Below are 26,180 nucleotides of genomic sequence, written 5' to 3'. Positions count from 1 at the left end.
CAGTAACGCGAGAAGGAGAGACTGTTCCGATGGCCCATATGACGAACCCGCTCACGCGGATGAACGTGAGACAGCAAATTATTTTACTCTTTATTATCATGGTCAGTCCGATTCTACTGCTGCAGTGGTATGGGAACACGAGGGCGGAGCTCATTCTGAAGCGCCATGTGACCAATGCCTACGTGGAGCTCAACAAACAGAATATGGCCCTCTTGAGCCGCGATATCGATACCGTCAATAAAATCACCACGACGATCATTCAAAACCCGCTCACCCAGCAGCTCGTCCCGGCACCGGGGGAGACCGTGTTCGAACGGGTGCAGGAGTATTCGAAGCTCGATAAGCTCATCGCAGGCTACTCGATCAGCGTGAATGGCGGCGAAGCGGTCTACTACAGCCTCTATGTCTACGACCCGGAGGACTACTACTATTTTGCGCCCAAAATCCCCATGACGCAGACAGGGGTGTACTTCTTCTCCAACCGCGACAAGCCGGAATGGTTCGACGAGGCCGTGAAGAAGAAAGGCGAAGGCTATATGAAGCTGATTCGCAACAACATCGGCTTCTCCACGCAGACAACGCTGGCTTACGTGCGTTCCGTTAACAACATCTCGAACGGACACGGCGTCATCGGCGTATTGGTAGCTACGAAGATGGATAAGAAGATTGGAGAGTCGTTTCAGAGTGTAACGCTGCCCGACGGCGAGATTTATTTTACCGATTCCGCGAATCGGGTGCTGACGGCGACCACGCCGGGCATGATTGGCACGACCTTGCAGCTTCCGCCCGAAGCGGCGGGAATCAAACTCGATGAAGCGGATGGCATGAGCAACATCATCACGCCGGAATTTATCTACGTCATTAACGACAATCATCTGCTGCAGCAGAAGCTGGTGTATAAGATCCCGGTCAATTCCCTGCTCCAGCAGCAAAATGAACTCAAACGCGTCATCCAGCTCATTTCAATCGTGTACACCATCTTCGGCATCATCGTCATCCTATATTTCTGGCGCTCGCTCATGACACCGCTTCAGCGACTGGCCTATTTTGTCCGCTCCTACGAGCCGGGCAGGCGGGTGCCGGAGACACCGGGCAAAGGGCGTAAAGACGAGGTCGGCGTACTCATCTCTTCCTTATATGACATGGCGCGGCGGCTGAATGTGCTAATTCATTACAAGTACCAGATGGAAATCAAGGAGAAGGAGTCCCAGCTCCAGCTGTTATATCAACAGATCAATCCGCATCTCCTGTACAACACGCTTGAGAGCATTTATTGGAAAAGCACGCTGGAAGGCAATTCCGAATCCGCGGAAATGATCAAGGAGCTGTCCAAACTGATGAAGATCAGCTTAAGCCGCGGTCGGGAGCTCATCTCGCTCGAAGACGAGATGGAGCATGCCAAGGCGTACATCAAGCTGCAGCAGAAACGCTATGAATATACCTTTAACGTCATCTGGAACATACCGGATGAGCTGCTGCACAACCTGATTCCGAAAATCACCTTGCAGCCGCTTATTGAAAATTCCATCATTCACGGCGTCCGCAACATGGGCGAAGACGGCGAAATTATTATAACGGGCGCGCTTCTGGACCATGACAAAATCATCATCCGCGTCGAGGATAACGGCTACAAGAAGGTCGATTTCGAAGCCATTCACAGACTGCTGAACGAAGAGAAGGGCGATCCGGCCATCGGATACGGCATCCGGAATTTGGATCAGCGGATCCGGCTTCATTTTGGCAAAAGCTTCGGGATTCGTTACGAGGAGCGGGAAGAACGGGGAACGCGCGTTGTCATTATACTGCCGCGCAGCCATGACGAAAGCGGCGATGCGGCCGCGGGTCCGACGATATAAGCAAGAGCCAGGAGGGAACCTCACGAGATGTATTCCATATTGGTTGTAGACGACGAACCGTTAATTTGTAAAGGACTGAGCAGTCTGCTCATGTCATCAGGTCTGGCCATATCCCAGCTGTACGTCGCGCATAACGGCTACGAAGCGATGGATTATTTGAGGCTGGAAGACATCGATTTGCTCGTGACCGATATTCAGATGGGCGAAATGAACGGCATCGAACTGATGCATCAAGCCAAAATGATCAAGCCCTGGGTGCAGACGATCATCATCTCCGCCCATGAGACGTTCCAATATGCACAGCTGGCGATCCGGCTCGGTGCGAAGGATTACCTCATTAAACCGCTGAACAGCGACCAGTTCCTCGATTCAGTGCGCAACGTGCTGCTCAACACGAACAAAACAAGCCCATCGCAGGATGAGCTGCTGGCAGGCTTTCGCGAGCAGTTCCACATGGAGCAGCCTTCGCCCCAAAGAATGGCACTGCTGAACAAACTGCTCACCGATACGACGGAGTCCGAGGCACTCGCAACCGCAGTGCTGTTGAAGTACGAACATGCCACCGTTCTCACGGGGCCGTATTTCTCCGTGCTGCGCGTGAAGCTAAGCCGCTCCTCGGAGCTGCTGCAATATGCGGCCCTCAATATTGCGATGGAGCTGCTCGATCAAGCATGGAATCCGGTCGCCTTCTATTCGCCGGAGGATGAGGTCAGCATCATTATTCAGTGGGATGATAAGCGGTTCGAGGATAGCGGCACATCGCGGATCAACCAGCTTGACATGCTGGGCCGCAGTTTGCAGTTCAACATTACGAAGTACCTTGGCATGAGCTGCGTCATCGGCATCAGCCAAGTGCTAAGAGGTGTTCAATTCTTAAACGAGCTCGGTGAACAGGCGGAGAAGGCGATCAGGTGGAATCGCGACCAGAAGGAGCTGAGCGTCTTCTATTATGGCGACTTCAACTGGAGCCGTTATGACGCGAAGCAGGATCCGACGGTTGAGGAGCTGGATGCGCAGAACAACATTATCGTCGAGAAAGCGAAGAACTATATCGATGAACACTATGCCCAGAAGGGGCTTACGTTACATGAGGTGGCGCAGAAGAACCATGTCAGCCCGAATTACCTCAGCTATCTGTTCAAGAAGAACACCGGCCATAATTTATGGGAATATGTCATCAAGCTGCGCATGGAAGAGAGCCGGAAGCTGATCCTCACGACGGATCTTCGCAGGTACGAGATCGCGGAGCGGGTGGGCTATGAATCGCCGGAGCATTTCAGTAAAATTTTCAAAAAATATTTCGGCGTAAGCCCAACGGAGCTGAAGAAGTAATATCGCCTATAATCCCCATAGAACTGCACATGTTCAGCCATCACCCGCTTCTCTAGAATGAAAGTAGGCAAGTAGAAACGGCGTGCTTCCAAGCGAAGCAGCCGTTTCTTCAAGGCTACAACATGAAAGAGGGGACCATATGGGAACGTCCGCGCGGTTTAAAAAACATATTTGGGGTTATTTGTTCGTCGTACCGGCAGCTGTCATCTTCATTCTGTTCTTATGGATGCCGATCGTGAAAGGATTTGTGTACAGCTTCTATCAGGTCGATTTCGTCAAAGGCAATACGTTTGTCGGCTTCGATAATTTCCGGACCGTGCTGCATGATCAAGATGTATGGACAGCGGTGAAGAACACGCTGTATTATATGATGCTCTGCCTATTGATCGGCTTCTGGGTACCGATCGTGTTCTCGATTGCGATTTCAGAGCTGAAGCGGTTCCAGGGTTTCGTGCGCGTTGCGGCGTATTTGCCGAACGTCATCCCGGTCGTGGTTTTGTACGGGCTATGGCGCTGGATGTACGATCCTGTCGGTCCGATCAACGCAACCATTACGCAAGCCGGCTTTGAGCCGATTTCCTTCATGACCGATACGAAATGGTCGATGATTTCACTCGTCTTTATGGAAACGTGGCAGCAATTCGGTGCTGCGATGCTGATTTATCTTGCAGCGGTGCTGAGTATTCCGCGTGATCTGTACGAGGCGGCGGAGATTGACGGCGCCGGCGTATGGAACCGAATTCGGCATATTACGCTGCCTTTTATTCGCAACCTGGTTGTACTGCTGCTTATTTTGCAGCTTATCGCCACCTCTCAAGGCTTCCAGTCGCAGTTCGCTATGCTAGACGGCGGACCGAACAATGCCACGCTGACCTATGCGCTGCTCATCGTCAAATACGCCTTCACAAGGCTTGATTACGGTGCGGCATCCGCGCTTGGCGTGCTCATGTTCCTCGTGCTCGGCGGACTTGCCGTCCTTCAGCACCGACTTTCCAGCAGAGAGGTGAACTAAGATGAAGAGCTATGACCGCGGTATACTATCCCGTTATGATTTGCAGAAAACATCCAATAAGCTGGTTTATGGCCTCATGCTGCTCGTCATCGCAGCGATGGTCTGCTCGATGCTTTATCCGATACTAGTTACGCTGCTGAACAGCTTCAAATCCAATGTGGAGGTCAACTCGTTCCCGCCGCATTTTATTCCTCAGACCTGGCAGGCGGAGACGTACTCCAAGGGATGGAACTATATTAAGCTGCCGCTTTTCTTCCGGAATACGATGATTATTTTTGGCGGCAATATGTTTGTTACGGTTCTAGTGCTCGGCTTGGCGTCCTTTAGCTTGTCGCGGCTCAATATCCCGTACAATCGGGCGATTAACTTCTTCTTCCTGGCGGCACTGTTCATCCCGCCAACGACGTACATCATCCCAAACTTCGTCAACCTGAAGGATTTGGGCTTGCTTAATACGTTCCAAGCGTTCTGGCTCCCGGCCGGGGCGAACGCTTTCTTCCTGCTGCTGCTCAAGAACTTCTTCGACGGCATCAGCCATGAGCTGTTCGAAGCGGGCCGCATCGACGGGGCATCGGATTTCAGATTGTTCGTATCGATTGCGATTCCGCTGTCGGTGCCGATCTTCTCGACACTTGCGATCTTCGTCTTCTCCACGGCATGGAACGACTGGTTCTGGCCATCGCTCGTGATGCATACCGACCAGAAACGCCCGCTCGCTACGGCGATCTATAATTACGTCATTAACGTGCGCAGGCTGGATACGAACGTGAAATTTGCGATGCTGACCATGGTCATGCTGCCGCCGATTGCCGTGTTCCTGATTTTCCAACGGTTTATCATTCGCGGGCTGCATATGGGCGGCGTCAAAGGATAGAAAGGGTTACATCGTAATCGTAGACCTGCACATGATCGACATAGGAATACACATTCTGCTTTCTCGGCGCCTCTATTATGATGAGCGTGTAAGGTAAATAAACGTGAGAAGGGGATATAACATGCGTAAGATGCGTAAGGTTTCATTCATTCTGGCGAGCATGTTTCTAATGACAGGCGTCCTGTCGGCATGCGGAAGCTCGAACGACAACAACACCAGCGAGAACAGCGGAAAGACGAACAATGCGGCCTCATCGAATACCAGCACGAATACAGCGGCTAACACGGGCGATAACACAGCTGCGGAAGAAACACCTGCTGCTAAAGTAACGATCAGCATCTACTACCCAACACCGGATTTGGTGGAGAAGAGAGCGCTTGAAGACGACAAAATCAAACGTTTCACAGAGAAATATCCAAACGTTGAGATCGTGAAGAGCGAATGGCAGTACAACCCGAACGAAATCGGGATCAAAATGGGTGCGAACGAAGCGCCTACACTGTTCAATACTTACGCTACAGAAGGCAAATTCCTTGCCGAGCGCGGCTGGGCAGCAGATATCACAGAGCTGTTCAACAACTATGAGTTCAAAGACCAAATGAACCCGATTCTGCAAAATCAATTCATTATCGGCGACAAAGTGTACGGTATTGCGCAGCAAGGTTATGTAACCGGCACAGTCGTGAATAAGAAAATGCTGACGGACAAAGGCGTTGCTGTTCCATCCTTCGACTGGACTTGGGACGACATGCTGAATACGGCGAAGGCGGTTGCCGAGCCGAAGAAAGGGATTTCCGGTATCGCTCCAATGGGTAAAGGCAATGAAGCAGGCTGGAACTGGACCAACTTCCTGTTCGAAGCAGGCGGCGAAATTCAAACGGTTGACGGCGGCAAAGTAACGGCAGCCTTCAACTCCGAAGCAGGTCTTAAAGCGCTTGAGTTCTACCACAAGCTGGCTTGGGAAGCCAGCGCAATTCCGAAGGACTTCGCACTTGGCTGGGGCGATGCGGTAGGTGCATTCGCGCAAGGCAGAACAGCTATGGTTATCGCAGGTCCGGACGGTCCGGTTGACCAAGGCTTGAACCAAGGCGGCATGAAGCCGGAAGACATCCTCGTGTACCCGATGCCCGCAGCGGAAAAAGGCGGCAAGCACACAGGCGTACTCGGCGGCGACTTCCTTGTTATCAATCCGAATGCTTCCAAAGAAGAGCAAGAAATGGCGTTCAACTACGCAACGTTCGACTACTTCTCCGATAAAGGCTTGGAGTCCGTGGAAGAAAGCATCAAACAACGCAAAACCGACAACAAATTCTTCATCCCGCCGGTTATCCAGTACTACAACGATAACTCCGAATACGGTCAGAAGGTAAAAGCGGTTTACGATAAATACGACAACGTGTACCAATACAGCCCGGAAATCATGAGCCTGCTTGACGGTAAACCGGAAGCGCAGTTCAACACGCAAGATTACTACGCGGCAATGACCAATGTCGTGCAAGAAATCTTCTCGAAGAAAGATGTCGACATGAAAGCAGAGCTGGATGCAGCAGCGAAAAACATGCAAGAAAAGTTCTACAACACAATCAAGGTTGAATAGGTCCCGTTCTATGGCGGCCTGGAAACCGGAATCTCGAACAAGAATCTTCCTCGCAGCAGCGCTACTTACGGTAGCGCTGCTGTCCCTTATCTCCCTCCGACAAGATCTGTTTACCTCACAACCCGTAAGCTTCAAGGAAACCGGCAGCCTGCTCGTGCTTGCCAATGACAGCTACGAAATCGGTTTTCAACGGGACGCCGGCGGAATCGCCTATATCAAGGACCGAAGCACAGGCAGCAAGGTGATGCAAGGCAACCGTAAAGGAGCGCTGTGGTGGGCATTTCTGAAAGATAATTCTTCCATTAACAGTTTAGGCGCTGCAAAATTCGACTATGAGTGGAAGAGCGGACATTCGGAGCTGCTGCTGCATTATGGCGGCAAGCTTGCAGTGGATGTGACCGCGAGCTTCGATAAGAGCAATCGCATCCAGCTTCAAGCTGAGGTAAAGAACGGTACGAATGACACGCTGCAGTCGTTTCGGTTTCCTTACGAGCTGAAATTCGCGGCGGATTCCGTGGTTGACGGACTGCTTCCGATGCTGCCGGGCGTGAAGCTGAAGCCTTCTTTCTTCACGGATAACAATGCCTATGAAGGGCAATATCCCGGTGTGATGTTCGCTTCCTATACAGCGCTGCGCACAGCGGGCGGCAATGTGGCACTGTATGATTTGAACTCGAATGCCAAGCCCGTCGTGACGACAGAACTTGGGTTCAAGAATCAAGCGGACGATGCAGGCAAGAGTGCATTCGTGCATCAATATAACGTGTGGACGGAAGCGGGAGCGAGCTGGCAAAGTCCAACGGTAGTGCTTGAAATCGGCGGAGATTATACCGATTCCATCGCGAGCTATCGGGCGCTAAACGGGATTGACCAGTATCAGTCGCTAGGCAGTAAACTAGGCAATGCGAAGGCGCACACCGCTGAACTTCCGCTCTTGAAGCTGGATATTTCGGCCTTGGGCAAAGAAAAGTGGAGTACGCTGACGAGCAGCTATGTGGATCAATTGCCTTACAACGGAATGCTTCATCTTGTTGGCTTCCAGAGTGGCGGCCATGATGAGAACTATCCGGATTTCTTGCCTGCCGATCCGAAGTGGGGCGGAGAGGATGCGCTTGAAGCTTTCATTACAGATGCGAAGGCGAAAGGCAATCAGGTTGTGCCGTATACGAACTTCTCTTGGTGGGGCGTACATTCTCCTACACTAGCGGAACTGCCGGAAGGCGTGAAGCTGGAAGACATCGTGGTGGAGCAGCAAAATGGTACCCTGCTTAAGGAAGACTACGGCGAGCATAGCGGCTATGTGATGAACCTCAATCATTCCTTCGTGACGAAGCGGATAGCAGAAGAACATCAGAAGCTGATCGATGCCGGCGTGGATGGTATTTTCGAAGATCAATGGGGAATTCGCAACGCACCGTTCGCGGCAGGCGAGCAGCAGCCTGAGGATACGGATGCTTGGTCCGCTTATTTTGAAGGCGTTCAGCATTATTTTGCCTCCTCCAAGCATCGGATGTATACCGAAGACGGCATTGATGTGCTCGCCGATAACAGCATCGGATTCATGGGAACGAACTACTTGTGGGATTTGCTTGGCTACAGGAAGAATACCGCTTCTTATACCGACTATTATCCGCTTGCCAGCATGCTGCTGCGCGATAAGGTGCTGCTCTATCAGCATGATCTTGCTGCGGAGACGATGACGGACAATAAGGATATGCTTCGCTGGAATGCGGCGATGGGTTACAACTTAAGCGGCGATTTATATACCGGTACGACGAATCCATGGATCAGTCTAATCGGTGTATTCCAGAAGTACGTGCTTGCCGATTATGCCGATGCTCTTGTACAGCGCTATGATGCGGTGGACGCGACTACGACGAGGACGGATTTCGGGACTCATATTGTGACGGCGAACTGGGATACCCAGAAGCCTTATGCGATGGATGAACAGACGACGCTCACAGCAGGTGGATTCGATATTGCTTCGGTTTCCGGAGAAGTACGGGCAGGAAGCTATGCGAGATACAACGGGTACGAGCTTGATCCGGGTGAGCATTATTTGGCCGAGGTTCGCGGCGGCGAGGAAATTCGCGTCTATCAGCCTATCGGTTCCGACACGACGCTGCGGATCAAGCCGATGAAAGGCTGGAAGCATGCCCATGCCGCAGCTTATGAGGCAGAAGGCAAGAAGATCGCCGATTTGCCCGTTTCTGAATCAGGCGAGTGGCTGATGGTGGACTTCATTGCCAGCATGGGCGGCAAAATGACAGCCTATGTCTCGCTCACGCCTTCGGATGACGTAAGTCCGATAAAGGATTCGCCGTTCAAGAAGGTAAGGGTACTGGAGAATCTTGCTCAGGGGCATGAGCTTCAGACGAGTACGAACACGAATGCGGAGCTGATCGCGAAGCTGGCCGGAGACGGCGATCCATTCACGTACTGGGAGAGTGTTTCGAATAAGTTCCCGCAGTCGCTGTCCGTTGATCTAGGAGAGAAGAAACAAGTTAAGCGAATTGTACTAAAACTGCCGCCGCTTGACGCATGGGCAGCACGTGATCAGACGATTGCCGTGCAAGGCAGTGAAGACGGCGAGCGCTATGTTGAAATTAAAGCGCTAAGCACGTACACCTTCGATCCCTCGAAAGAGAATACGGTTGAAATTGCGCTGGATGCAGCGAACATCCGTTATGTGAAGCTCATCGTAGAGGGCAACACAGGCTGGCCGGCGGCTCAAATTTCCGAATTTGAAGTGTATGGACCGTGATTTCGTCAGATATCGTCACAAAAACGCATGCTTTTACAGATGCGTTTCTTCTTTTTCCTGTTATAATAAGAGATAAGACGGATGACGGGTGGCAAAGGAGAATTGCCGTGAATGAAGCGCAATTAGTGATGTTATCGAGGCAAGGCGATGAAACGGCCTTTAACAAATTGGTCGAGCTCTACAAGGATAAACTATCCCGTATGGCACATCGAATACTTCGCAGCAAGACGGATACCGAGGATGTCGTTCAGGAAACGTTTCTGAAGGTGTATTTGAACCTGAACCGCTTTGATGAGAATAAACGATTCTCGACGTGGATTTTCCATATTGGGAAGAACATTTGCTTGGATCTTCTTCGCCGCCGCAAAACCCCTCCCCTGCCGCTGGACCAGCCTGTCTTAGCCCAGTCCGATCAAGCGCTCTCGCTCCATGATGTCATTCCGCATGCCTCGCTCTCTCCGGAAGGTGAAGTGATCGAACGCGAGCTTTCGTCGAAGATGGCGGAGCTTATCGATAAGCTGCCCGATAAATATAGAAGTGTCGTCTATCAGCGTTATGTGCTGGAGATGTCGATGGAGGATATCGGCCTCGCGAACAATATACCGGTTAATACAGTGAAGTCGCGCATCCACCGCGGGAAAGATTTTATGAAGAAACGCTGGGGCAAGACGTTACTCATCTATTCTCTGCTGTTGTTTAGCTTCTTCTAAACGATAAAGCGTGTTTGAATGGAACGACTCATTCACACGCTTTTTTTTGTGCCGTTTAGCCCGTTTCGGTGTGATCTTGAGCGATTTGTATAGGTAGTATCCAGTTCTGGGATACTATGGGGTGGTTTGGGCCTGAATTACGTAATATTTACATATCGGATTGCCGTATTTATGGATAGCCAATTCTGGTACATAGCGGTATAATATCCATACAGATTGCGCGAAAATTGTCGATTTTTGATGGGGTTTGAGCAATTTAGAGAGAGACTACACATAAGACTAGGAGAGAAACAGATGAAAAAAGGGATTCTGCTTGCTGTAGTACTTATTTTAATGTCTTCATTGTTCGTCGCATGCGGTAAGAAAGAGAACAACACGGCCGATAACTCGACTAACGCGGGCAACTCGGGCAATGCAAGTGAACAAGCTCCTACTAAGAAAGTCGCACTTGTTCTTCCAGAGAAAATCGGCGTTAACGCCTTCTTCGTACAAATGGACGAGGGCTTCAAGAAAGCGGGCAAAGAGTTTAATGTTGAAGTGAAAACGATCGAATCGACGGACCCTGCCGCATTCGAGCAGAACCTTCGTTCGACCGTTGCCGAGAACTACGATATGATTATTACCGCTACTTTCCAAGCGGAAGACGCACTGAAGAAAGTGGCTGCCGAGAATCCGGATAAGCCATTCGCAATCATCGATACAGTAGTAGACCTTCCCAATGTACGCAGCGTTGTATTCCGTGAGTACGAAGCATCGTACCTCTTGGGCGCAGCTGCAGGTCTTTCCACGAAAACAAATAAAGTCGGCATGGTCGTTGCAATCGACGCGCCGCTTCTGAAGAAATATACGGAAGGCTTTGCGCAAGGCTTGAAATACACGAACCCTAATGCAGAAATGCTTGTAAACTACGTAGGCGGATTTACTGATCCGGCGAAAGCGAAAGAGCTTGCCTTGCTTCAATTCTCCAAAGGCGCTGACTTCATCGCAGGCGCATCGGCTGTAGGCGACCTTGGCGTGTTCGAAGCTGCGAAAGAGAAAGGCTTCTACACTTCCGGCCAAGACATCGACAACACTGGCGTTGACCCAGAGCACGTTGTCCTTGCTCAGCTGAAAGGGACTGACACAGTTGCATATGAAACGGTTAAATCTTTTGCAGAAGGTAACTTTGCTTACGGCGCAGTCGATTACGGCTTGAAAGAAGATGGCGTTGGTCTTACTTATGTAACAAGAGACAGCCAATCTCCTCTGAATCCGTTTATCGGACAAGCAACCGTCGATAAAGTAAAAGCAATCAAAGATGATATCGTATCCGGCAAACTGGTTGTTAAGAACCCGCTGAACCCATAATGTTACCCTGCCGGCTGTATGAACATACAGCCGGTTTCTTCCTATTTAGACGGTATGAGAGGAGAAGAACGGCCGAATGTTGCTTAGCATGGAGAATATAACGAAGGCTTACGGTCCTGTTAAAGCCAATACCGAGATCCATTTTACGCTGAACAAAGGTGAAATTCATGCGCTAGTCGGCGAGAATGGCGCTGGCAAAACCACGCTTATGCGCATTCTGTACGGCATGGAGAAGCCGACCAGCGGCTCTATTAGGATTAACGGCGTCGAGCAATCTTTCACTACACCTTCGGATGCCATTCGCAGCGGAATCGGCATGGTGCATCAGCATTTCATGCTGTTTCCCTCTTTTACGGTAGCCGAGAATATCGTTATCGGCCGAGAGCCAAGCTCAGGTATCGGCTTTAACCGCAAGGCTGCGATTGCAGAGGTAGAAGAGCTGTCACGTTTGTATGGGATGCCGGTTGACCCGCGCAAGAAAACTTCGGCTTGTTCGCTTGGCGTGCAGCAGCGCGTTGAAATCTTGAAGGTGCTTCATCAAGGTGCGGACATTATTATTCTGGATGAACCGACAGGCGTACTGACGCCGCTTGAAGTGAAGGAACTTCTTATCTCGATTAAACGTCTCGCTGCGCAAGGGAAAAGCTTCATTATCATCAGCCACAAGCTGCAAGAGATCATGGATGTTGCGGACCGGATTACGGTGCTTCGCGATGGCCGCGTGACCGGCGTGGTGGATGCCAAGCATACCAGTGTTGATCAAATCTCAAGGCTGATGGTGGGCCGCGATTTGATGGAAATGACGCGTACAGCGCCTGATCTAGGCGAGGCAGTACTTGAAGTGAAGTCGCTTATACTGAATGGCGATAAAGGGAAGCCGCTTGTGAACGATGTGAACCTATCGGTCAAAGCCGGGGAAATCGTCGGCATTGCCGGGATTTCCGGCAATGGACAATCGGAGCTGATTGGCGCGATCGCGGGTCTTGTCGATATCGGCAGCGGCCAAGTCATGCTTGCAGGCAAGGAGATTACTGGAGCTCCGGTTCGGAAGATTCGGGACCTTGGGCTTGCGCATATTCCAGAGGACCGCTATCAATGGGGAGCCGCTAAGGATGCTACCATTGTAGAGAACGGCGTAATGGGACATGCCCGCAGAGAGCAGCGTTACGGCATTCTGCGTGGACGGAGCATTCGTTCCATGGTAGAAGGCTGGATTAAACAATTTGAGATCAAGACCGGTTCGCCGGATACGAAAGCGCAGTTTCTCTCCGGTGGCAATCTGCAGAAGCTGATCGTAGCCAGAGAGCTGGCACAAGGGACACCGTTTCTTATTGCGGCTGAGCCCACGCGCGGCGTCGATGTTGGGGCGATGGAGATCATCCATGGCGAGCTGATCAAGAAACGGAATGAGAAAGGCGCTATTCTGCTCGTTTCGTCGGAGCTGACGGAGATTTTGAAGCTGTCTGATCGTATCCTGGTCATGAATGAAGGCCGGATCGTGGGCGAGCTGCGTGCAGACGAAGCGACTGAAGAACGGATTAGTTTATTGATGGCAGGAGGTAAGCAGGCTTGAAAAGTAAACTCACCCAATTTGCAGGCTCGCTCTTCCAGCCGGTTATCGCTGTCATACTTGGCTTGCTGATTGGCGCAATTGCCATCTCGCTAGTTGGTGGATCCATTATGGAAACCTACTCCGAGATGTGGAAGGGTGCATTCGGCAGCTTCTACTTTGTCACGAATACGCTGTCCCGAGCAACGCCGATTATTTTAGTCGGACTAGGCGCGACGCTTGCCTTCCGAGCGGGATTCTTTAATCTCGGCGCAGAAGGACAAATGATCCTTGGCGGGCTGAGCGCGGCATTGACCGCCCTTTACGTTCCGGGTCCCGGTTGGTACAGGCTCATACTGGCACTGGTTGCCGGTATTCTGGCAGGCGGAGTTTGGTCTGCTTTTGCCGGTTGGATGGATGCGAAATTCCGCATGAATTTGCTTATTACGACGCTGCTGCTCAACTACATTGCTTCCTTGTTTGCCGGTTATTTGGTTGCTTATCCGCTGAAGGATACGTCCGGTTCGGCGGCAATGTCGCAAACGAAGATGATCGATCAAAGCGTCTGGCTTCCTAAATTGTTTCATGGCATGAGTCTGCATGCCGGATTTATTATTGCGATTGTAGGCGCATTGCTGCTGTATCTGTACATGAAATACACGGTGAGCGGCTATGAAACACGCATGCTTGGCAACAATCCTTTGTTCGCCGCTTACGGCGGCGTGCAGCGCGGCAAGCTGATGCTGTATAGCATGATCGCAAGCGGCGGCTTCGCCGGTTTGGCCGGTGCAGTAGAAGTACTCGGCACGCAGTACCGCTATTTGGATGGCTCGCTGTCCACGCCAGGTTATGCTTGGTCAGGGATTATGGCGACATTGCTCGCGGGTTCGCATCCGCTTGGCACGGCATTCGCTTCCTTGTTGCTGGCTGCCTTGCAAACCGGCGGCATGGGCGTAGAGCGTAATACGGAGGTGCCGCTTGAGATTGCGAGTGTCATCCAGGCTACGCTGATTCTTTTCGTCTCGGCAAAATTAAGCTACGGCTTCTTAAAACGCAGGAAAGCGAGGGCCCAAGGTGGAACAATTACTTGATGCTTCACTGTTTAACTCTGCCCTACGAATGGTGACACCCATTCTGCTTGCCGCACTCGGCGGCGCGATTTGTTCGCGCGTCGGACTGTTTAATGTAGGCTTGGAAGGGCTTGTACTGTTCGGCGCTTTCTTCGCAATCGTCGGCAATTACCTCATGGGCAATGTGTGGCTGGCTGTCGCTTTTGCGGTCGTTTGCGTCATGCTGTTCTCGATGATCTTTGCTTATCTGAGCATCCAGCTTAAGGCGAACGTTATAATAGTCGGGATATCGCTTAACTTCTTGGCGCTCGGCTTAACCTCGTTTAGTCTGCGAGCGATCTTCAATGTTAAAGGCGCATACTACGATAAGAACATGCAAGGTTTGCCGGGATGGGATATCCCTTTGATCAAGGATATTCCGTGGCTTGGCGAGGTTCTCTCCGGGCATTCACCGCTCGTGTATGCCGCATTCCTGCTCGTCTTCGTCTTTCAATATTTCTTGTTCCGAACCGTGTCCGGTTTCCGGCTGCTGGCTGTCGGCGAGAATCCGGTTGCCGCGCGCAGCATCGGTATCAAGTCCAAACGCATTCAATATGGTGCTGTACTGATCTGCGGCGTATTATGCGGATTGGCCGGCGCGCAGCTGTCGCTTGGACAAGTGACGATGTTCACGGAAAATATGACCGCAGGCCGGGGGTTTATCGCCCTCGTTGCGACGATGCTCGGCCAATCGAATCCGATTGGCGTTGGCGCATCCAGCCTATTGTTCGGATTCATGGATGCGATTAGTATTCGGCTGCAGGGTCTGGCGCTGCCGACCCATTTTACAATGATGCTGCCTTATGTGGTGACGCTTGTGATGATGTTCTTCTTCAAGGATAAGAGCTATCTTGCGGAAGCGCGCAAAGCGAACGAAAGCTCCCGTTAATGGAATTGAAATTGAATTGCTCAAGCTCAAGGAGGTAATCGAGGTGAACAATAAAGCAGAACGCTTGAAGAAAGCGAAACCGATCACGCAAGTAGTTGTGGATCCTTCGCTAGCGCATCGTCTGCCGCCGGGCCAAGCTTTAACAGAACGCTTCCCGATTCTGCATGAAGGGGAAGTGCCGAATTATTCGCTGCCGGACTGGAGGCTTCGCATCTTCGGCGAAGTGGAGAAGGAAATGGAATTCTCGCTGGAGCAGCTGCAAGCGATGAAACAATCCGAGGTGCTGTGCGATATTCACTGCGTGACGCGCTGGTCGAAGTTCGATACGACATGGGATGGCATTCTGTTCAAAGACCTGCTGCCCTTGCTCGGCGTGAAACCGGAAGCGCGCTACGTCATGATCCATGCGGATAATGACTATGAGACGAACCTGCCGATCGAAGATATGCTGAATGATAATGTGCTGCTCGCCTTCTTGTTCGACGGTGAGCCGCTGACGCCTAAGCACGGTTACCCGCTCCGTCTTGTTGTTCCTCATTTGTACTTCTGGAAGAGTGCAAAGTGGATCACGGGGATTGAGTTTATGAAAGAAGATCGTCCGGGCTTCTGGGAGCGTAACGGCTTCCATAACGTGGCTGATCCCTTCCGTGAGGAACGGTTCTCCGGGGAAGATTTAGGTCTCCCGGAAGATTTGTGGAAAGATGTGGACTTCGACTAATGACACTTATGCCTATCCTACAAATACACAGTGAGGATGCGGCGGATTACGCGATTGTATGCGGCGATCCGAAGCGTGCCGAGCTGATTTCGAAGAAGCTGGACAATGCCAGAGAGCTGGCGTTCAGCCGTGAATATCGGACGTTCACCGGTGAAATCGAAGGTGTACGTATCTTGGTTACCAGCCATGGCGTCGGCTCTGCCGGAGCAGCGGTCTGCTTCGAGGAGCTGATCCGCGCAGGCGTGAAGACGCTGATCCGCGTGGGCACGGCCGGTTCGTATTCGGCTGACCATCCTGCGGGCAGCCTCATCGTCAGTACCGCTGCGGTGCGTGCAGAGGGACTGACCCGCCAGCTCGTGCCGGACGGCTTCCCGGCCGTCGGCGACAGCGATGTTGTCGGCGCTCTGTATGCCGCGGCGCAGGAGAGCGAAGGCATTGTGAAGAAAGGCATCACCGTTTCACTGGATGCGTTCTTCACCGGGGTGGAAGAGATTCCGCACCGCAAGTATAAGCAAGCGGGCGCGCTAGCCGTGGAGATGGAGATCGCCGCGCTGTATGTTGTCGCGACCCTTCGCGGTGCGCGTGCCGGCGCTATCGTCGCGCTGGACGGCTACGCCGACAGCGACCTTGCCGAAGTGTACGACCCGCACACGAAAGTGGTAGCGGACGCCGTCGAGCGTGAGATCGCCGCATCGCTGCGCGCTGTTGTGATGCTGGCGGGAGAAGCTCGATAGTAAATGGAAAGCCGTCTCAAAGGTCGCTGTGCGACTTTTGGGACGGCTTTTTGGTTGCGCGCGTGTGGAAGGGGAAGCGGTAATCGCGGGGGCGTTGACTCTAACGAACCACAGAGGTCTTATATTAGCCAAATGACTCGTTTTAAAAATCTAACGAACCCTACAGGTCTTATTTGAGCTCAAATGTCGCTATTTTGCTTCAATTCCACCTAATAAGGCCTCCACAGTTCTTTAGAATTTAAAAGGGGCTATTTCCCCCTAAATAAGGCCCCCACGGTTCGTTAGAATTTTACAGTGGCCATTTTCGCGTAAATGTGGCCTTCAAGGACCATAAGTGTGGAACCACGGCATCAGATTCCAGTTACTGCGTGCAAAGGCTGGTTAGTTGGTTAGCTAAGCTCATCAAAGGTTGGTTAGCTAAGCTCGTCAAAGGTTGGTTAGCATGGGCGCGTCAAAGGTTGGTTAGCATGAATTTTGCATTGAGTTCGTCTGAGGTCGATTAGCATGAAATCTCCTAAGGTGAGTTAGCATCAGTTCATCTATAATGTGTTCCAGCAGGGTTAGGCAGGCGAGAAATGAATGTTTGTCCGCTTCTGCTCCTCTCTGTTATATTGAGTGAGGTGGTGCATCAAGACGTGAAGCAGAAGGAGCGTTCAGCGCATATATGAATCCCATTAGGCGGTTCTCACAACTATTCTCCGCATTTAGCGATATGCCGATGGAGCGCAAGCTGCTGCTTGTTTTCCTGGTGCTGATTACTTTGCCGCTTACGTTTATTGGGGCGGTTTCCTTCCGCAATTATTCGGATTCGATTGAGCAGAACACCATCGCCTATTCCACTACGATGCTGGGCAATATGATGGACCGCGTGGATGATTATATCGACGATATGAGCCGGATTTCTTCCATTCCCGCCTATCAGGATGATATTAAGCAAAACCTGATCAAGTCAGGCAAATACCATGAACAGCGCGCGCAATATTCCTCGGATGAGAACAGCGGCGCGCCGCCGATGGATTTTGATTTGCTGCTGGCGATTCAACGCGGCATTGAAGGGAATATTTCGTTTATCAATACGATCAAGCGCGGCGCTACGTCGGTCTATATTTTCGATCAATATGGAAACGGTTACTATTCGACGAAGTCCGGCGGCATCCGCATGAACATTAAGGAAAGCTATCAGTACTGGATGGAGCGCACAGCGGATTCCAAAGGGGAAGCGCTGCTGATCAGCACGCAGAAATATACGAGTAATTTGAAAAGCACCCGCTATGCGTTTACCGTGGTCCGCAAGATCATCGACAAATCCTTGCATGATATCGGCTTAATCGCGGTGGATGCCAACATCAACGTAATCGAGGACCAAATCGTCAAATTCGATGGGGTCACGCACGGCAAATCGTTCATATTCGATGCGCTCGGCAATGTGATTTACGATAGCGATAAGAAGCTGCTGGCCACGAACATTAGCGACATGCCGATGGTGAAGATGGCGCAAGGGGATAAGGGTAGTTTCTATTTGGAGGAAAATGGTGAACGGCATCTCTATATCTTCACCACTTCCCCGCATACGGATTGGAAAGTGATTACGTCCATCCCGGCGAAGGAGCTGACGCGCAACACGGCGGTCATTCGCAATGTGACGTGGATTCTCACGTTCTTAACAATTGGCATTGCGCTGCTTATCTCGATCTTCTTCTCATTCGCATTGACGAAGCCGCTGCGGAAGATGATGAAGCTGATGAGGAAGGTGCAGGAGGGCGACTTCAGCGTGCAATTCCAAGTCAAACACCGCGATGAAATCGGACAGCTTGGCCATCAATTCAACCGCATGATTCTGCGTATTGATGATCTCATTCGGGACATCTACTTGATGGAAACGAAGAAGAAGGAAGCGGAGCTGCATGCGCTGCAAAGCCAAATCAATCCGCATTTCATGTATAACACGCTAGAGTCGATTCGGATGGCTGCTGAGCTTAATGATGATACGGATGCAGCGGATATGCTGGCGATTCTCGGGAAGCTGCTGCGTTACAGCATCAGTGATCTTCATGAAGAAGTCATTCTTGGCAGCGAGATTAACCATATCCGGTACTATGTGGACATTCTGAATTACCGTTACCCAGGCCGTTTCGAGCTGCGGGTGAATGCGCCCGACGAGCTGCTGAACTACTCGCTGATTAAGCTGGTGCTTCAGCCGATTGTTGAGAATGCGATCTATCACGGCATGGACGATAACAAACCGAAGATGGTTATTGAGGCGTCAGCGTGGAAGACGGAGCAAGCTGTCTTCGTTCAGCTCACCGACGACGGAATCGGGATGGACGAGCAGACGCTGGAGCGTTTGAACGGTACTTTAAACGGAGTGCTGACGCATGAGGGCGGTTATTCGGATTCGCATCGAACCGGAATTGGACTGCGGAATGTGAATGAACGGATCAAATTGCATTACGGCGCAAACTACGGCATTCAGGTCACGAGTAAGCCCGGCATGGGGACACAAGTGATGCTGCAGCTGCCGATCGTGGGAGGAGAAATGGAATGAAGATGCCGGTTCTAACAGCCAAGCGTATCCTATACGCGTTGGCAGCTGCTGCGCTCTGCAGTTCTATGCTGACAAGCTGCGCATCCGATCAAACCGCAGACAAAACCCCGCCGCCCTCGCCGAGCCAGAATGAGGAGAACAGCGAGGTCCAGAAGCAAATTACGGTACTGACGAATCGGATTGACCTAGTGGAGAATGGTGTCTTCCAGAAGTACGCGGACAAATTTGAAGCGAAGCATCCCGGTGCACATGTCGAGTTCGAAGGTCTGACCAACTATGCCAGCGATATTATCGTCAGACTGTCGACGCGGAGCTTGGGCGATGTGCTGCTGCTGCCGAACAACCTGCCAAATGAGGATTTGATTAATTATTTTGAGCCGCTTAATGACAGTCTCTTCGAGCATACGCGGTTTGCCGATTTCAAATCCTATCGCGGAGAGCGGTACGGAATTGCGACAGGTGCATCAACGGACGGTATTGTGTACAATAAAACGGCTTTTCGGAGAGCCGGCATTACGAAGGTGCCTGCGACATTAGAGGAGTTCTATGCGGCATGCGCCAAGCTGAAGCGTGTGGGTATCGTACCGATCTACTTAAACTATGGCGCGCAGTGGCCGATGTCGTCATGGGGTGAGAATTTAGTCAGCTACATGACCGGGAATGCCAATTACTTGAACCAGATGACGGCGTCCGATCAGCCGTTCACCAAGGATAATCCATGGGGGCAGACGATTACGATTGTCAAAACATTAATTAATAAAGGCTACGTCGAGAAGGACCTGTTTACGAACAACTGGGAGATGTCCAAAGGCGAGGTGGCCAAAGGAAATGCGGGCATGTATTTCCTGGGCAATTGGGTCATCAATCAAGTGATTGCAGCAGGCGGGAGTTCCGAAGATCTTGGTTTCTTCCCATTCCCGTATGATAATACGACGAAGCGGTATGCGCCGCTCAGCCCGGATTGGTTTCTCGGGGTCAGCAAATTCAGCGAAAATAAAGAGCTTGCCGAAGCATGGGTGAACTTCTTCGTGAAGGAGTCTGGGTATGTCGACGACTCCGGGTTCCTGCCGGTGGATACGACAAAGACGTCCCAGCTGCCGCAAGTCCAGCAGTTTCTAACCTTTGATCCAACTTTCGTCGAACGGCAGCCGCCGAGCGATGATTTCTTGAATATTTCGGCGAAGGCGCAGATGGCGTTCTGGTCCGGTGATTACATTCAGGAGTGGATCGCAGCGCCGGATTTGAAGACATCCTTCCAGAGCTACAATGTGAGATGGGCGGAAGCGCGGAAGCTTGTTCTAGGTCTAGAGGCGTCTAGTAAGGAGCAATCGACGGAGCAATCGGCGAACAATGAAGCTGCTACAGAAGATGATAAGAAGTAGTAGCAGTAACAGTAGCGGTAGCAGATGTCTTGCCTATAAATAAATTGTAATATTTTTCCTTGTTAACTATAATAGGTGTAACTTAAAGGAATGGTGGGATTAGGGCGTTGTTGATGGCATAGGTTCCAAGGCAGCAGTTATCGCTTCATAGCGAACTGAATAACCATGAACGTTAGTGGCGGCAACCTCCTGCAGAGCGAGGTTAGCTTAGCTATGCGTTCGTTCGTGGTTGTCTGAATCGAACCTATTGATCATCATCGCTCCTTGTAGATCGTTCTAGCAAGACGTTAGTTGCGTCTGGTTAGGGCTGTCTTTATTCGAGAAGCCGTGAATGAGCAATATTCATTCACGGCTTTTTGTCGTTCCTGTTCTGCACTTTACGTTGCCTAGACTAGATTTCATAACCCGGGGGGATTTGCATGAACGATTGGTCCGACGAAGTACGAAGATTCAATTTAGACGGACGCTACTGTCTAGAGCAGGCGGATTCGAAGGATTGGGGAATCTATTATTCCGTTTATTATAATATGGAATATAATGGATTTTTTAAAGATTAAGGCTTGACGATGAACAACGGTCGAAGAAAGTTCTGGATTAAGAAAGGGGATATGAAGGTTGGCGGGGTCGTGATTGCGCCTAACGTTATTTTTGGCCTATTCTTCATGCCGCCGTTCACTAATGAGACGAAGGTGATCCAATTACTCAAGCAAGCACTGCTATCCTGGTCAGATCGATCGAAACCGATAACGGCATACGAAATTTTACCGAATCAAATCGACCTCTTTGCGAAAGCAGGCTTCTGGCCAGGTGAATTCAGATGCCGCTGGATGCAGCGTCCGACCGAGATCCTGACGACGGAATGGGACGAAACGCTGGAGGTATTGTCGCCTGAATTAAACAGGGACGCGGAAGCGATAAAAGAACTCTCCTATAGAACCTACAGGGATACGATAGACGGGGTGCGAAGAAAGCAGACATCACGCCAAGATTATGATTCATGGATGGCGTATTATCCCGGGCAAACGAATGAACGATTCCTTCAGGCTTCAAGCCTTGTCTATGATCGCGCAGCATCACAATTAATCGGCATTTGCTTGATTTCAGCGCAAGATGAGTTGCCGGCTGTATATAACATCGCAGTTGCTCCGTCGCATCAAGGCAAAGGGATTGCAACGAAAATGCTTCGGCGGGCACTAAGTGTATTAAAGCAGCATCATTATCCGATTCTTCGCCTGTATGTGATGCAAGGTAACGATGCGGAGTCCGTGTATCATAAGGTTGGTTTCATAGCAGGGCCTCTAGAGGTTCAAACTTGTCATATTCCTGCTCTTCCCAAAACGACCGAATCAAAACCATAACGAAGGAGGCTATACCATGCTCAATGTATTCGACGTTGCACAAACGCTGGTCAAACATATAAGCGAGCGTTACGCAGAGGATGTTGCTCTTATTGCCTATTACGGATCGTATGCGCAAGGGACGGCAACGAGCCGATCGGACTTGGATTTCTTCTTCATCCCTACTACCAGCAAAGGGTACGATGCCAGCATTCAGTTTGTGCTGCATGATATCAGCTTTGATTTCTGGCCAATTAGCTGGGAACGCGCGGAGCGAATGGCGAAATTCGAAGAGCAGAACACAACGATCATAGCCGATTGCGAAATCTTGTATGTTCGTTCCGAGGAGGACCGAACTCGATTTCTACAGCTGCGCAAGACGATCTCCGAGCTCCCTCAGCAGACACAGACGTTCATCGAGAAAGCAGAGTCTCAGCTGCGCGAAGTCTATGTGCATCTCTACAGAATGAGCCGGCTTCATAAGGACGACATTTCGGCATGCCGCACGGAGGCTCAAGGTGTGCTAAATAAGCTGGTCTATACGCTGGCTCTGTGCAATCGAACGTATATGACCTGGGGCTGGGGGAAGAATCGCGAGCAGCTGCTGCAATTCCCGCTGCGACCGGCTCGATTGGAGGAACAGATCGAAACGTTATTGAGGGCAAACTCATGCAGCGATATTCGGGAAACCTGCGAGCAGCTTACAGCGGCTATTGTTGCCATATGGACGGAGCAGAGAGATATCCTTGTAAGCGCCCCTTCCTATCCGGATCGGGCGAAAGGCTTCTATGAAGAGGTCAAAGGGATCTTCGATAAAATCCGAACGGCATGCGAGAAGAACGATTATATGACAGCCTCCTATTGGTCAATTGGCGTGCAGGATGAAGTCGCTCGGTTTCTCTACTACTTCGAGAAGGGGATCTGGCCCGATTCATTGGCGATTGGTTTAGCCTATCAATCCTACTATAACGAAGCGGGCTTCCCCGATTTACTGACGGTTCTAGACCCTCATACCCTAGTCCCGCTTCATGATGCTGTCATGCGTTTGGATCAGCTTCTCGAGCAATATCTCCTGTCCCAAGGGGTAGCGATTAATCGGTTCAACGATCTCGGCCAGTTTGAACATTTTCTGAATGAGCGCGTGTAGGGAACTCGCCGAGCCAAACGATAAGCATGCCACAATTGGCATGCTTTATTGCTTTACAGGAATGCATCGGGAGCATAGAATATAGCTTAAAGTTGTACCGGGGCTGCGCAATCAGCGCGGCATGCAGATGATTGCCTTCAAGCCGGTCAGCGGGGCGACGCATATCAGACTGACCGCTCTGAGCAATCACGGCGGCACCGAAACGTTCCAACTGATTAGTTTGCGGCTGGTGCATGTTTGATAAACCTTCCTTGTAGACCCTGCTAGCTTATTGCGGAAAACTCTAACGAACGAACCGTATGGGGCTTATTTGCCCCAAAATAGCTGCAATAAAATTTTAACGAATCGTGGAGGTCCTATTCGGCGGATATGGGCAAATTGGAGTCGATTTTCTCATGATAAGGCCTCTACGATTCGTTAGATTCTCGGGGACGATAAATTCGGCCATATAAGGCCTCTACAGTTCGTTAGCTTTTCGTGGAAAACTCTAACGAACAGTACGGGGCTTATTTGCTCCAAAATAGCGCCTAAAATATTTTAACGAACCGTGGAGGCTCTATTCGGCGGTTTACGGGTAAATTGGAGCCGGTTTTGCCATAATAAGGCCTCTACCGTTCGTTAGATTCTCGGAGGCGAGAAATCCGGACATATAAGGCCTCTGTGGTTCGTTAGCTTTTCGCGGCACATGGGATGTGAGTTGCGGAACGCTGAAATTGGAATGCGAATATGCAGCATCGTTGAGACACGCAAGATTCGATTTGCCAAGAATAAGATCGTGGCGCAGCCGGAAACGCTGCGTCATTTTTTTTTAGATGCTGCCCCTCAACGATCCTACTCCTTCAACGGTCCTGTCCTTTCAATCATCCTGATTTTTCAAAATAAAGGCTTGCCCATCCACAATTCATAGTTGACTTATCGGATTAATGTGTTTATTATAAAACCAACAACAAATAGTAAGAAGCCTACCGGACAACCGGAGGTTTCCCGACCGATACTCCTTCTTGGAGATTGGATTGGGAAACCTCCGGTTTTTCGTTTGGAATCCAAGAAAAAAGGGGTTTTGAAAGATGACAACTACCACTAAATCGTTTCGAGCCATCACGCTGCTAACGATCTCACTTCTAAGCTTCGTCCTAATCCTATCTGCTTGCGGCAACAACAATTCCAACGGGGCTGCGGAAGGGAACAAATCCACGACGGCGTCCACCGAGACCACAACGGATGCCCCTAAAGCCTCCAAAGAAATTCGGATCGGCTATCAGAAATACGGCACGGTTAATATTCTCAAAGCGAAAGGGACGCTCGAGAAACGATTTGAGTCCGAAGGCTATAAAGTGACGTGGACGGAGTTCCCGGGCGGACCGCAATTGCTTGAAGCACTCAACGTGGGCAGCATCGACATCGGCCATACCGGAGAAGCGCCGCCGATCTTCGCGCAGGCAGCTGACACGCCGCTCGTCTATCTATCGCATGAACCTGTGAGCCCGAAGAGCGAGGGCATTATCGTACCTAAGGATTCCAAGATTGCTACGCTTGCTGACCTGAAAGGGAAGAAAATCGCCCTGAACAAAGGCTCCAATGTTCACTATCTGCTTGTCAAAGCACTTGAGAAAGCTGGCGTCGACTACAAGGATATTACGACGGTCTTCTTGAAGCCCGGCGATGCTAGGGTTGCTTTCGAGAATGGAAGCGTAGATGCATGGGTCATCTGGGATCCGTTCCTGGCTGCTGCTCAGACGGCTACCGGAGCGAAGCTTCTGACTGATGGAGAGGGTCTTGTATCGAATATCGAATTCTATCTGGCTTCGCGCAAGTTCGCAGAAGCGAATAAACCGGCGATCGATTCGTTCATCGACGAGTTGAACAAGGTTGACGAGTGGTCCAAAGCCAACCAGAAGGAAGTGGCGGCACTCCTATCGCCGCAGCTCGGCATCGACATTCCATCGCTAGAGCTCGCATCTGGCCGAAGAGATTATGGCATATCGCCGATCGACGATACCATTATCGAAGCGCAGCAGAAGATTGCCGATACATTCTTCAACCTGCAGCTGATCCCGAAAGAAATTAATGTTAAGGATGCCACACTGAAATAATCGAACATTTGAATGTAGATGAAAGGGTGATTGAAATGGAAGTATTCTGGTTTATTCCGACACATGGAGATGGGCGTTATCTGGGTTCTGCTGAAGGAGCGCGCGCCGTTGATGCAACGTATATGAGGCAAATCGCGCAGGCAGCGGATCGACTTGGCTACGGCGGTGTGCTGCTGCCGACAGGGAGCTCATGCGAGGATGCATGGGTAGTGGCTTCTTCGCTCATTTCGGCTACGGAGAAACTTAAGTTTCTCGTCGCCTTGAGACCGGGCTTGATGTCACCGACCTTATCGGCCAGAATGGCTGCTACTTTCGATCGGCTTTCAGGAGGAAGACTGCTCGTCAATGTCGTCACTGGGGGAGACCCGGTAGAGCTGGCGGCAGACGGTTTGTTCCTCGGACATGATGAACGCTACGATCTGACATCGGAGTTTCTTGAAGTGTGGCGTAGGGAGCTTGCGGGAGAAACGGTCGATTACGAAGGAACCCACCTTAAGGTGGAAGGCGGCAAAGTGCTCTACCCTCCGGTTCAAAAGCCTTATCCACCGCTCTATTTCGGCGGATCATCACCGGCTGCGCAGGAAGTGGCAGCTGACCATATCGACGTCTATCTGACGTGGGGCGAGCCCCCGCAAGAAGTAGCTGAGAAGCTGGATCGCGTTCGCAAGTTGGCAGCAGAGCGTGGCCGCGAGGTTCGTTTTGGCATTCGCCTTCATGTCATCGTCCGTGAAACGTCTGAAGAAGCTTGGAAGGAAGCCGATCGCCTCATCAGCAAGGTTGATGAAGAAGCGATTGCCGCTGCCAAGAAGGTGTTTGCCCGTTATGATTCGGAAGGGCAGCAGCGGATGACGCGCCTTCATGGCGGAGATCGGAGCCATCTTGAAATTTATCCGAACCTGTGGGCAGGTGTTGGCCTTGTCCGAGGCGGAGCAGGAACAGCGCTCGTAGGCAATCCCGCTGAAGTGGCGGCACTGATGCAGGAGTATGCAAATCTCGGTATCGATACGTTCATTCTGTCGGGTTACCCGCATCTGGAAGAAGCATACCAGTTCGCTGATCTGGTATTCCCACTGCTGCCCTTGAACCGGGCGGCAACGGTGCAAGGCCCGTCTTCGACCAGTCCGTTCGGCGAGCTTATCGCGAACTCGATCAAGCCGTCGGAACGAGCGCCGGTTAGCTAGGAGG

Annotated in this window: 20 protein-coding genes; all 20 read left to right on the top strand. The window is 51.1% G+C overall.

Annotation, left to right across the window (positions count from 1 at the left end; genetic code table 11):
- Positions 1-29: 29 nt before the first annotated feature.
- The 20 genes from AC6ESO_RS08335 (at position 30) to ssuD (ending at position 26,176) form a co-directional block, all read left to right on the top strand.
- The gene (locus AC6ESO_RS08335) at positions 30-1,856 is read left to right on the top strand and encodes a sensor histidine kinase (RefSeq protein WP_497090974.1); all 1,827 of its coding nucleotides are present in this window, start codon (positions 30-32) and stop codon (positions 1,854-1,856) included.
- A 27-nt stretch (positions 1,857-1,883) separates the two neighbouring features.
- Positions 1,884-3,188 (top strand): response regulator, encoded by a 1,305-nt coding sequence (locus AC6ESO_RS08330; protein WP_497090973.1) that lies wholly within the window; start codon positions 1,884-1,886, stop codon positions 3,186-3,188.
- Positions 3,189-3,327: 139 nt separating this feature from the next.
- The gene (locus AC6ESO_RS08325) at positions 3,328-4,200 is read left to right on the top strand and encodes an ABC transporter permease subunit (RefSeq protein WP_494818028.1); all 873 of its coding nucleotides are present in this window, start codon (positions 3,328-3,330) and stop codon (positions 4,198-4,200) included.
- Position 4,201: 1 nt separating this feature from the next.
- Positions 4,202-5,074, top strand: a complete 873-nt coding sequence (locus AC6ESO_RS08320; RefSeq protein ID WP_497090972.1) for a carbohydrate ABC transporter permease — start codon at positions 4,202-4,204, stop codon at positions 5,072-5,074.
- A 130-nt stretch (positions 5,075-5,204) separates the two neighbouring features.
- Positions 5,205-6,671, top strand: coding sequence for an ABC transporter substrate-binding protein (locus AC6ESO_RS08315; RefSeq protein WP_497091076.1), 1,467 nt, complete (start codon positions 5,205-5,207; stop codon positions 6,669-6,671).
- 10 nt (positions 6,672-6,681) lie between these two features.
- Positions 6,682-9,435, top strand: coding sequence for a discoidin domain-containing protein (locus tag AC6ESO_RS08310; RefSeq protein ID WP_497090971.1), 2,754 nt, complete (start codon positions 6,682-6,684; stop codon positions 9,433-9,435).
- Positions 9,436-9,542: 107 nt separating this feature from the next.
- Positions 9,543-10,145 (top strand): sigma-70 family RNA polymerase sigma factor, encoded by a 603-nt coding sequence (locus tag AC6ESO_RS08305; RefSeq protein WP_494818031.1) that lies wholly within the window; start codon positions 9,543-9,545, stop codon positions 10,143-10,145.
- Between the two features lie 294 nt (positions 10,146-10,439).
- Positions 10,440-11,492, top strand: a complete 1,053-nt coding sequence (locus AC6ESO_RS08300) for a BMP family lipoprotein (RefSeq protein ID WP_497090970.1) — start codon at positions 10,440-10,442, stop codon at positions 11,490-11,492.
- 76 nt (positions 11,493-11,568) lie between these two features.
- On the top strand, positions 11,569-13,065 hold the full coding sequence (locus AC6ESO_RS08295; protein WP_497090969.1) for an ABC transporter ATP-binding protein: 1,497 nt from the start codon (positions 11,569-11,571) through the stop codon (positions 13,063-13,065).
- Positions 13,062-14,132 carry an ABC transporter permease gene (locus AC6ESO_RS08290; RefSeq protein ID WP_497090968.1) on the top strand — a complete coding sequence of 357 codons (1,071 nt, stop codon included), beginning with the start codon at positions 13,062-13,064 and terminating at the stop codon, positions 14,130-14,132. Before AC6ESO_RS08295 ends, AC6ESO_RS08290 begins: the two co-directional genes overlap by 4 nt.
- A complete protein-coding gene (locus tag AC6ESO_RS08285) occupies positions 14,116-15,039 on the top strand; it encodes an ABC transporter permease subunit (protein WP_494818035.1) in 924 nt (307 codons plus the stop codon). Before AC6ESO_RS08290 ends, AC6ESO_RS08285 begins: the two co-directional genes overlap by 17 nt.
- 43 nt (positions 15,040-15,082) lie before the next feature.
- The gene (locus AC6ESO_RS08280; protein ID WP_494818036.1) at positions 15,083-15,757 is read left to right on the top strand and encodes a molybdopterin-dependent oxidoreductase; all 675 of its coding nucleotides are present in this window, start codon (positions 15,083-15,085) and stop codon (positions 15,755-15,757) included.
- The gene (locus AC6ESO_RS08275; RefSeq protein WP_497090967.1) at positions 15,757-16,491 is read left to right on the top strand and encodes a nucleoside phosphorylase; all 735 of its coding nucleotides are present in this window, start codon (positions 15,757-15,759) and stop codon (positions 16,489-16,491) included. The genes AC6ESO_RS08280 and AC6ESO_RS08275 overlap by 1 nt, the downstream gene beginning before the upstream one ends.
- 664 nt (positions 16,492-17,155) lie before the next feature.
- Positions 17,156-19,036 (top strand): cache domain-containing sensor histidine kinase, encoded by a 1,881-nt coding sequence (locus tag AC6ESO_RS08270; protein ID WP_497090966.1) that lies wholly within the window; start codon positions 17,156-17,158, stop codon positions 19,034-19,036.
- Positions 19,033-20,418: an ABC transporter substrate-binding protein gene (locus tag AC6ESO_RS08265; protein WP_497090965.1), complete on the top strand. Its 1,386-nt coding sequence runs from the start codon at positions 19,033-19,035 to the stop codon at positions 20,416-20,418. Before AC6ESO_RS08270 ends, AC6ESO_RS08265 begins: the two co-directional genes overlap by 4 nt.
- 419 nt (positions 20,419-20,837) lie before the next feature.
- Positions 20,838-20,975, top strand: a complete 138-nt coding sequence (locus AC6ESO_RS08260; protein ID WP_497090964.1) for a hypothetical protein — start codon at positions 20,838-20,840, stop codon at positions 20,973-20,975.
- A gap of 9 nt (positions 20,976-20,984) precedes the next feature.
- On the top strand, positions 20,985-21,776 hold the full coding sequence (locus AC6ESO_RS08255) for a GNAT family N-acetyltransferase (RefSeq protein WP_497090963.1): 792 nt from the start codon (positions 20,985-20,987) through the stop codon (positions 21,774-21,776).
- Positions 21,777-21,792: 16 nt separating this feature from the next.
- On the top strand, positions 21,793-22,902 hold the full coding sequence (locus tag AC6ESO_RS08250) for a kanamycin nucleotidyltransferase C-terminal domain-containing protein (RefSeq protein WP_497090962.1): 1,110 nt from the start codon (positions 21,793-21,795) through the stop codon (positions 22,900-22,902).
- Positions 22,903-23,969: 1,067 nt separating this feature from the next.
- Positions 23,970-24,995: a sulfonate ABC transporter substrate-binding protein gene (locus AC6ESO_RS08245; protein WP_497090961.1), complete on the top strand. Its 1,026-nt coding sequence runs from the start codon at positions 23,970-23,972 to the stop codon at positions 24,993-24,995.
- A gap of 35 nt (positions 24,996-25,030) precedes the next feature.
- On the top strand, positions 25,031-26,176 hold the full coding sequence (gene ssuD, locus AC6ESO_RS08240) for an FMNH2-dependent alkanesulfonate monooxygenase (RefSeq protein ID WP_494818048.1): 1,146 nt from the start codon (positions 25,031-25,033) through the stop codon (positions 26,174-26,176).
- The last annotated feature ends 4 nt before the right edge of the window (positions 26,177-26,180 follow it).

It is taken from the genome of Paenibacillus rhizoryzae (assembly GCF_059686995.1).
The sequence above is the reverse complement of the archived record's forward strand: the minus strand, read 5'-3'. Positions and strand labels throughout refer to the sequence as shown.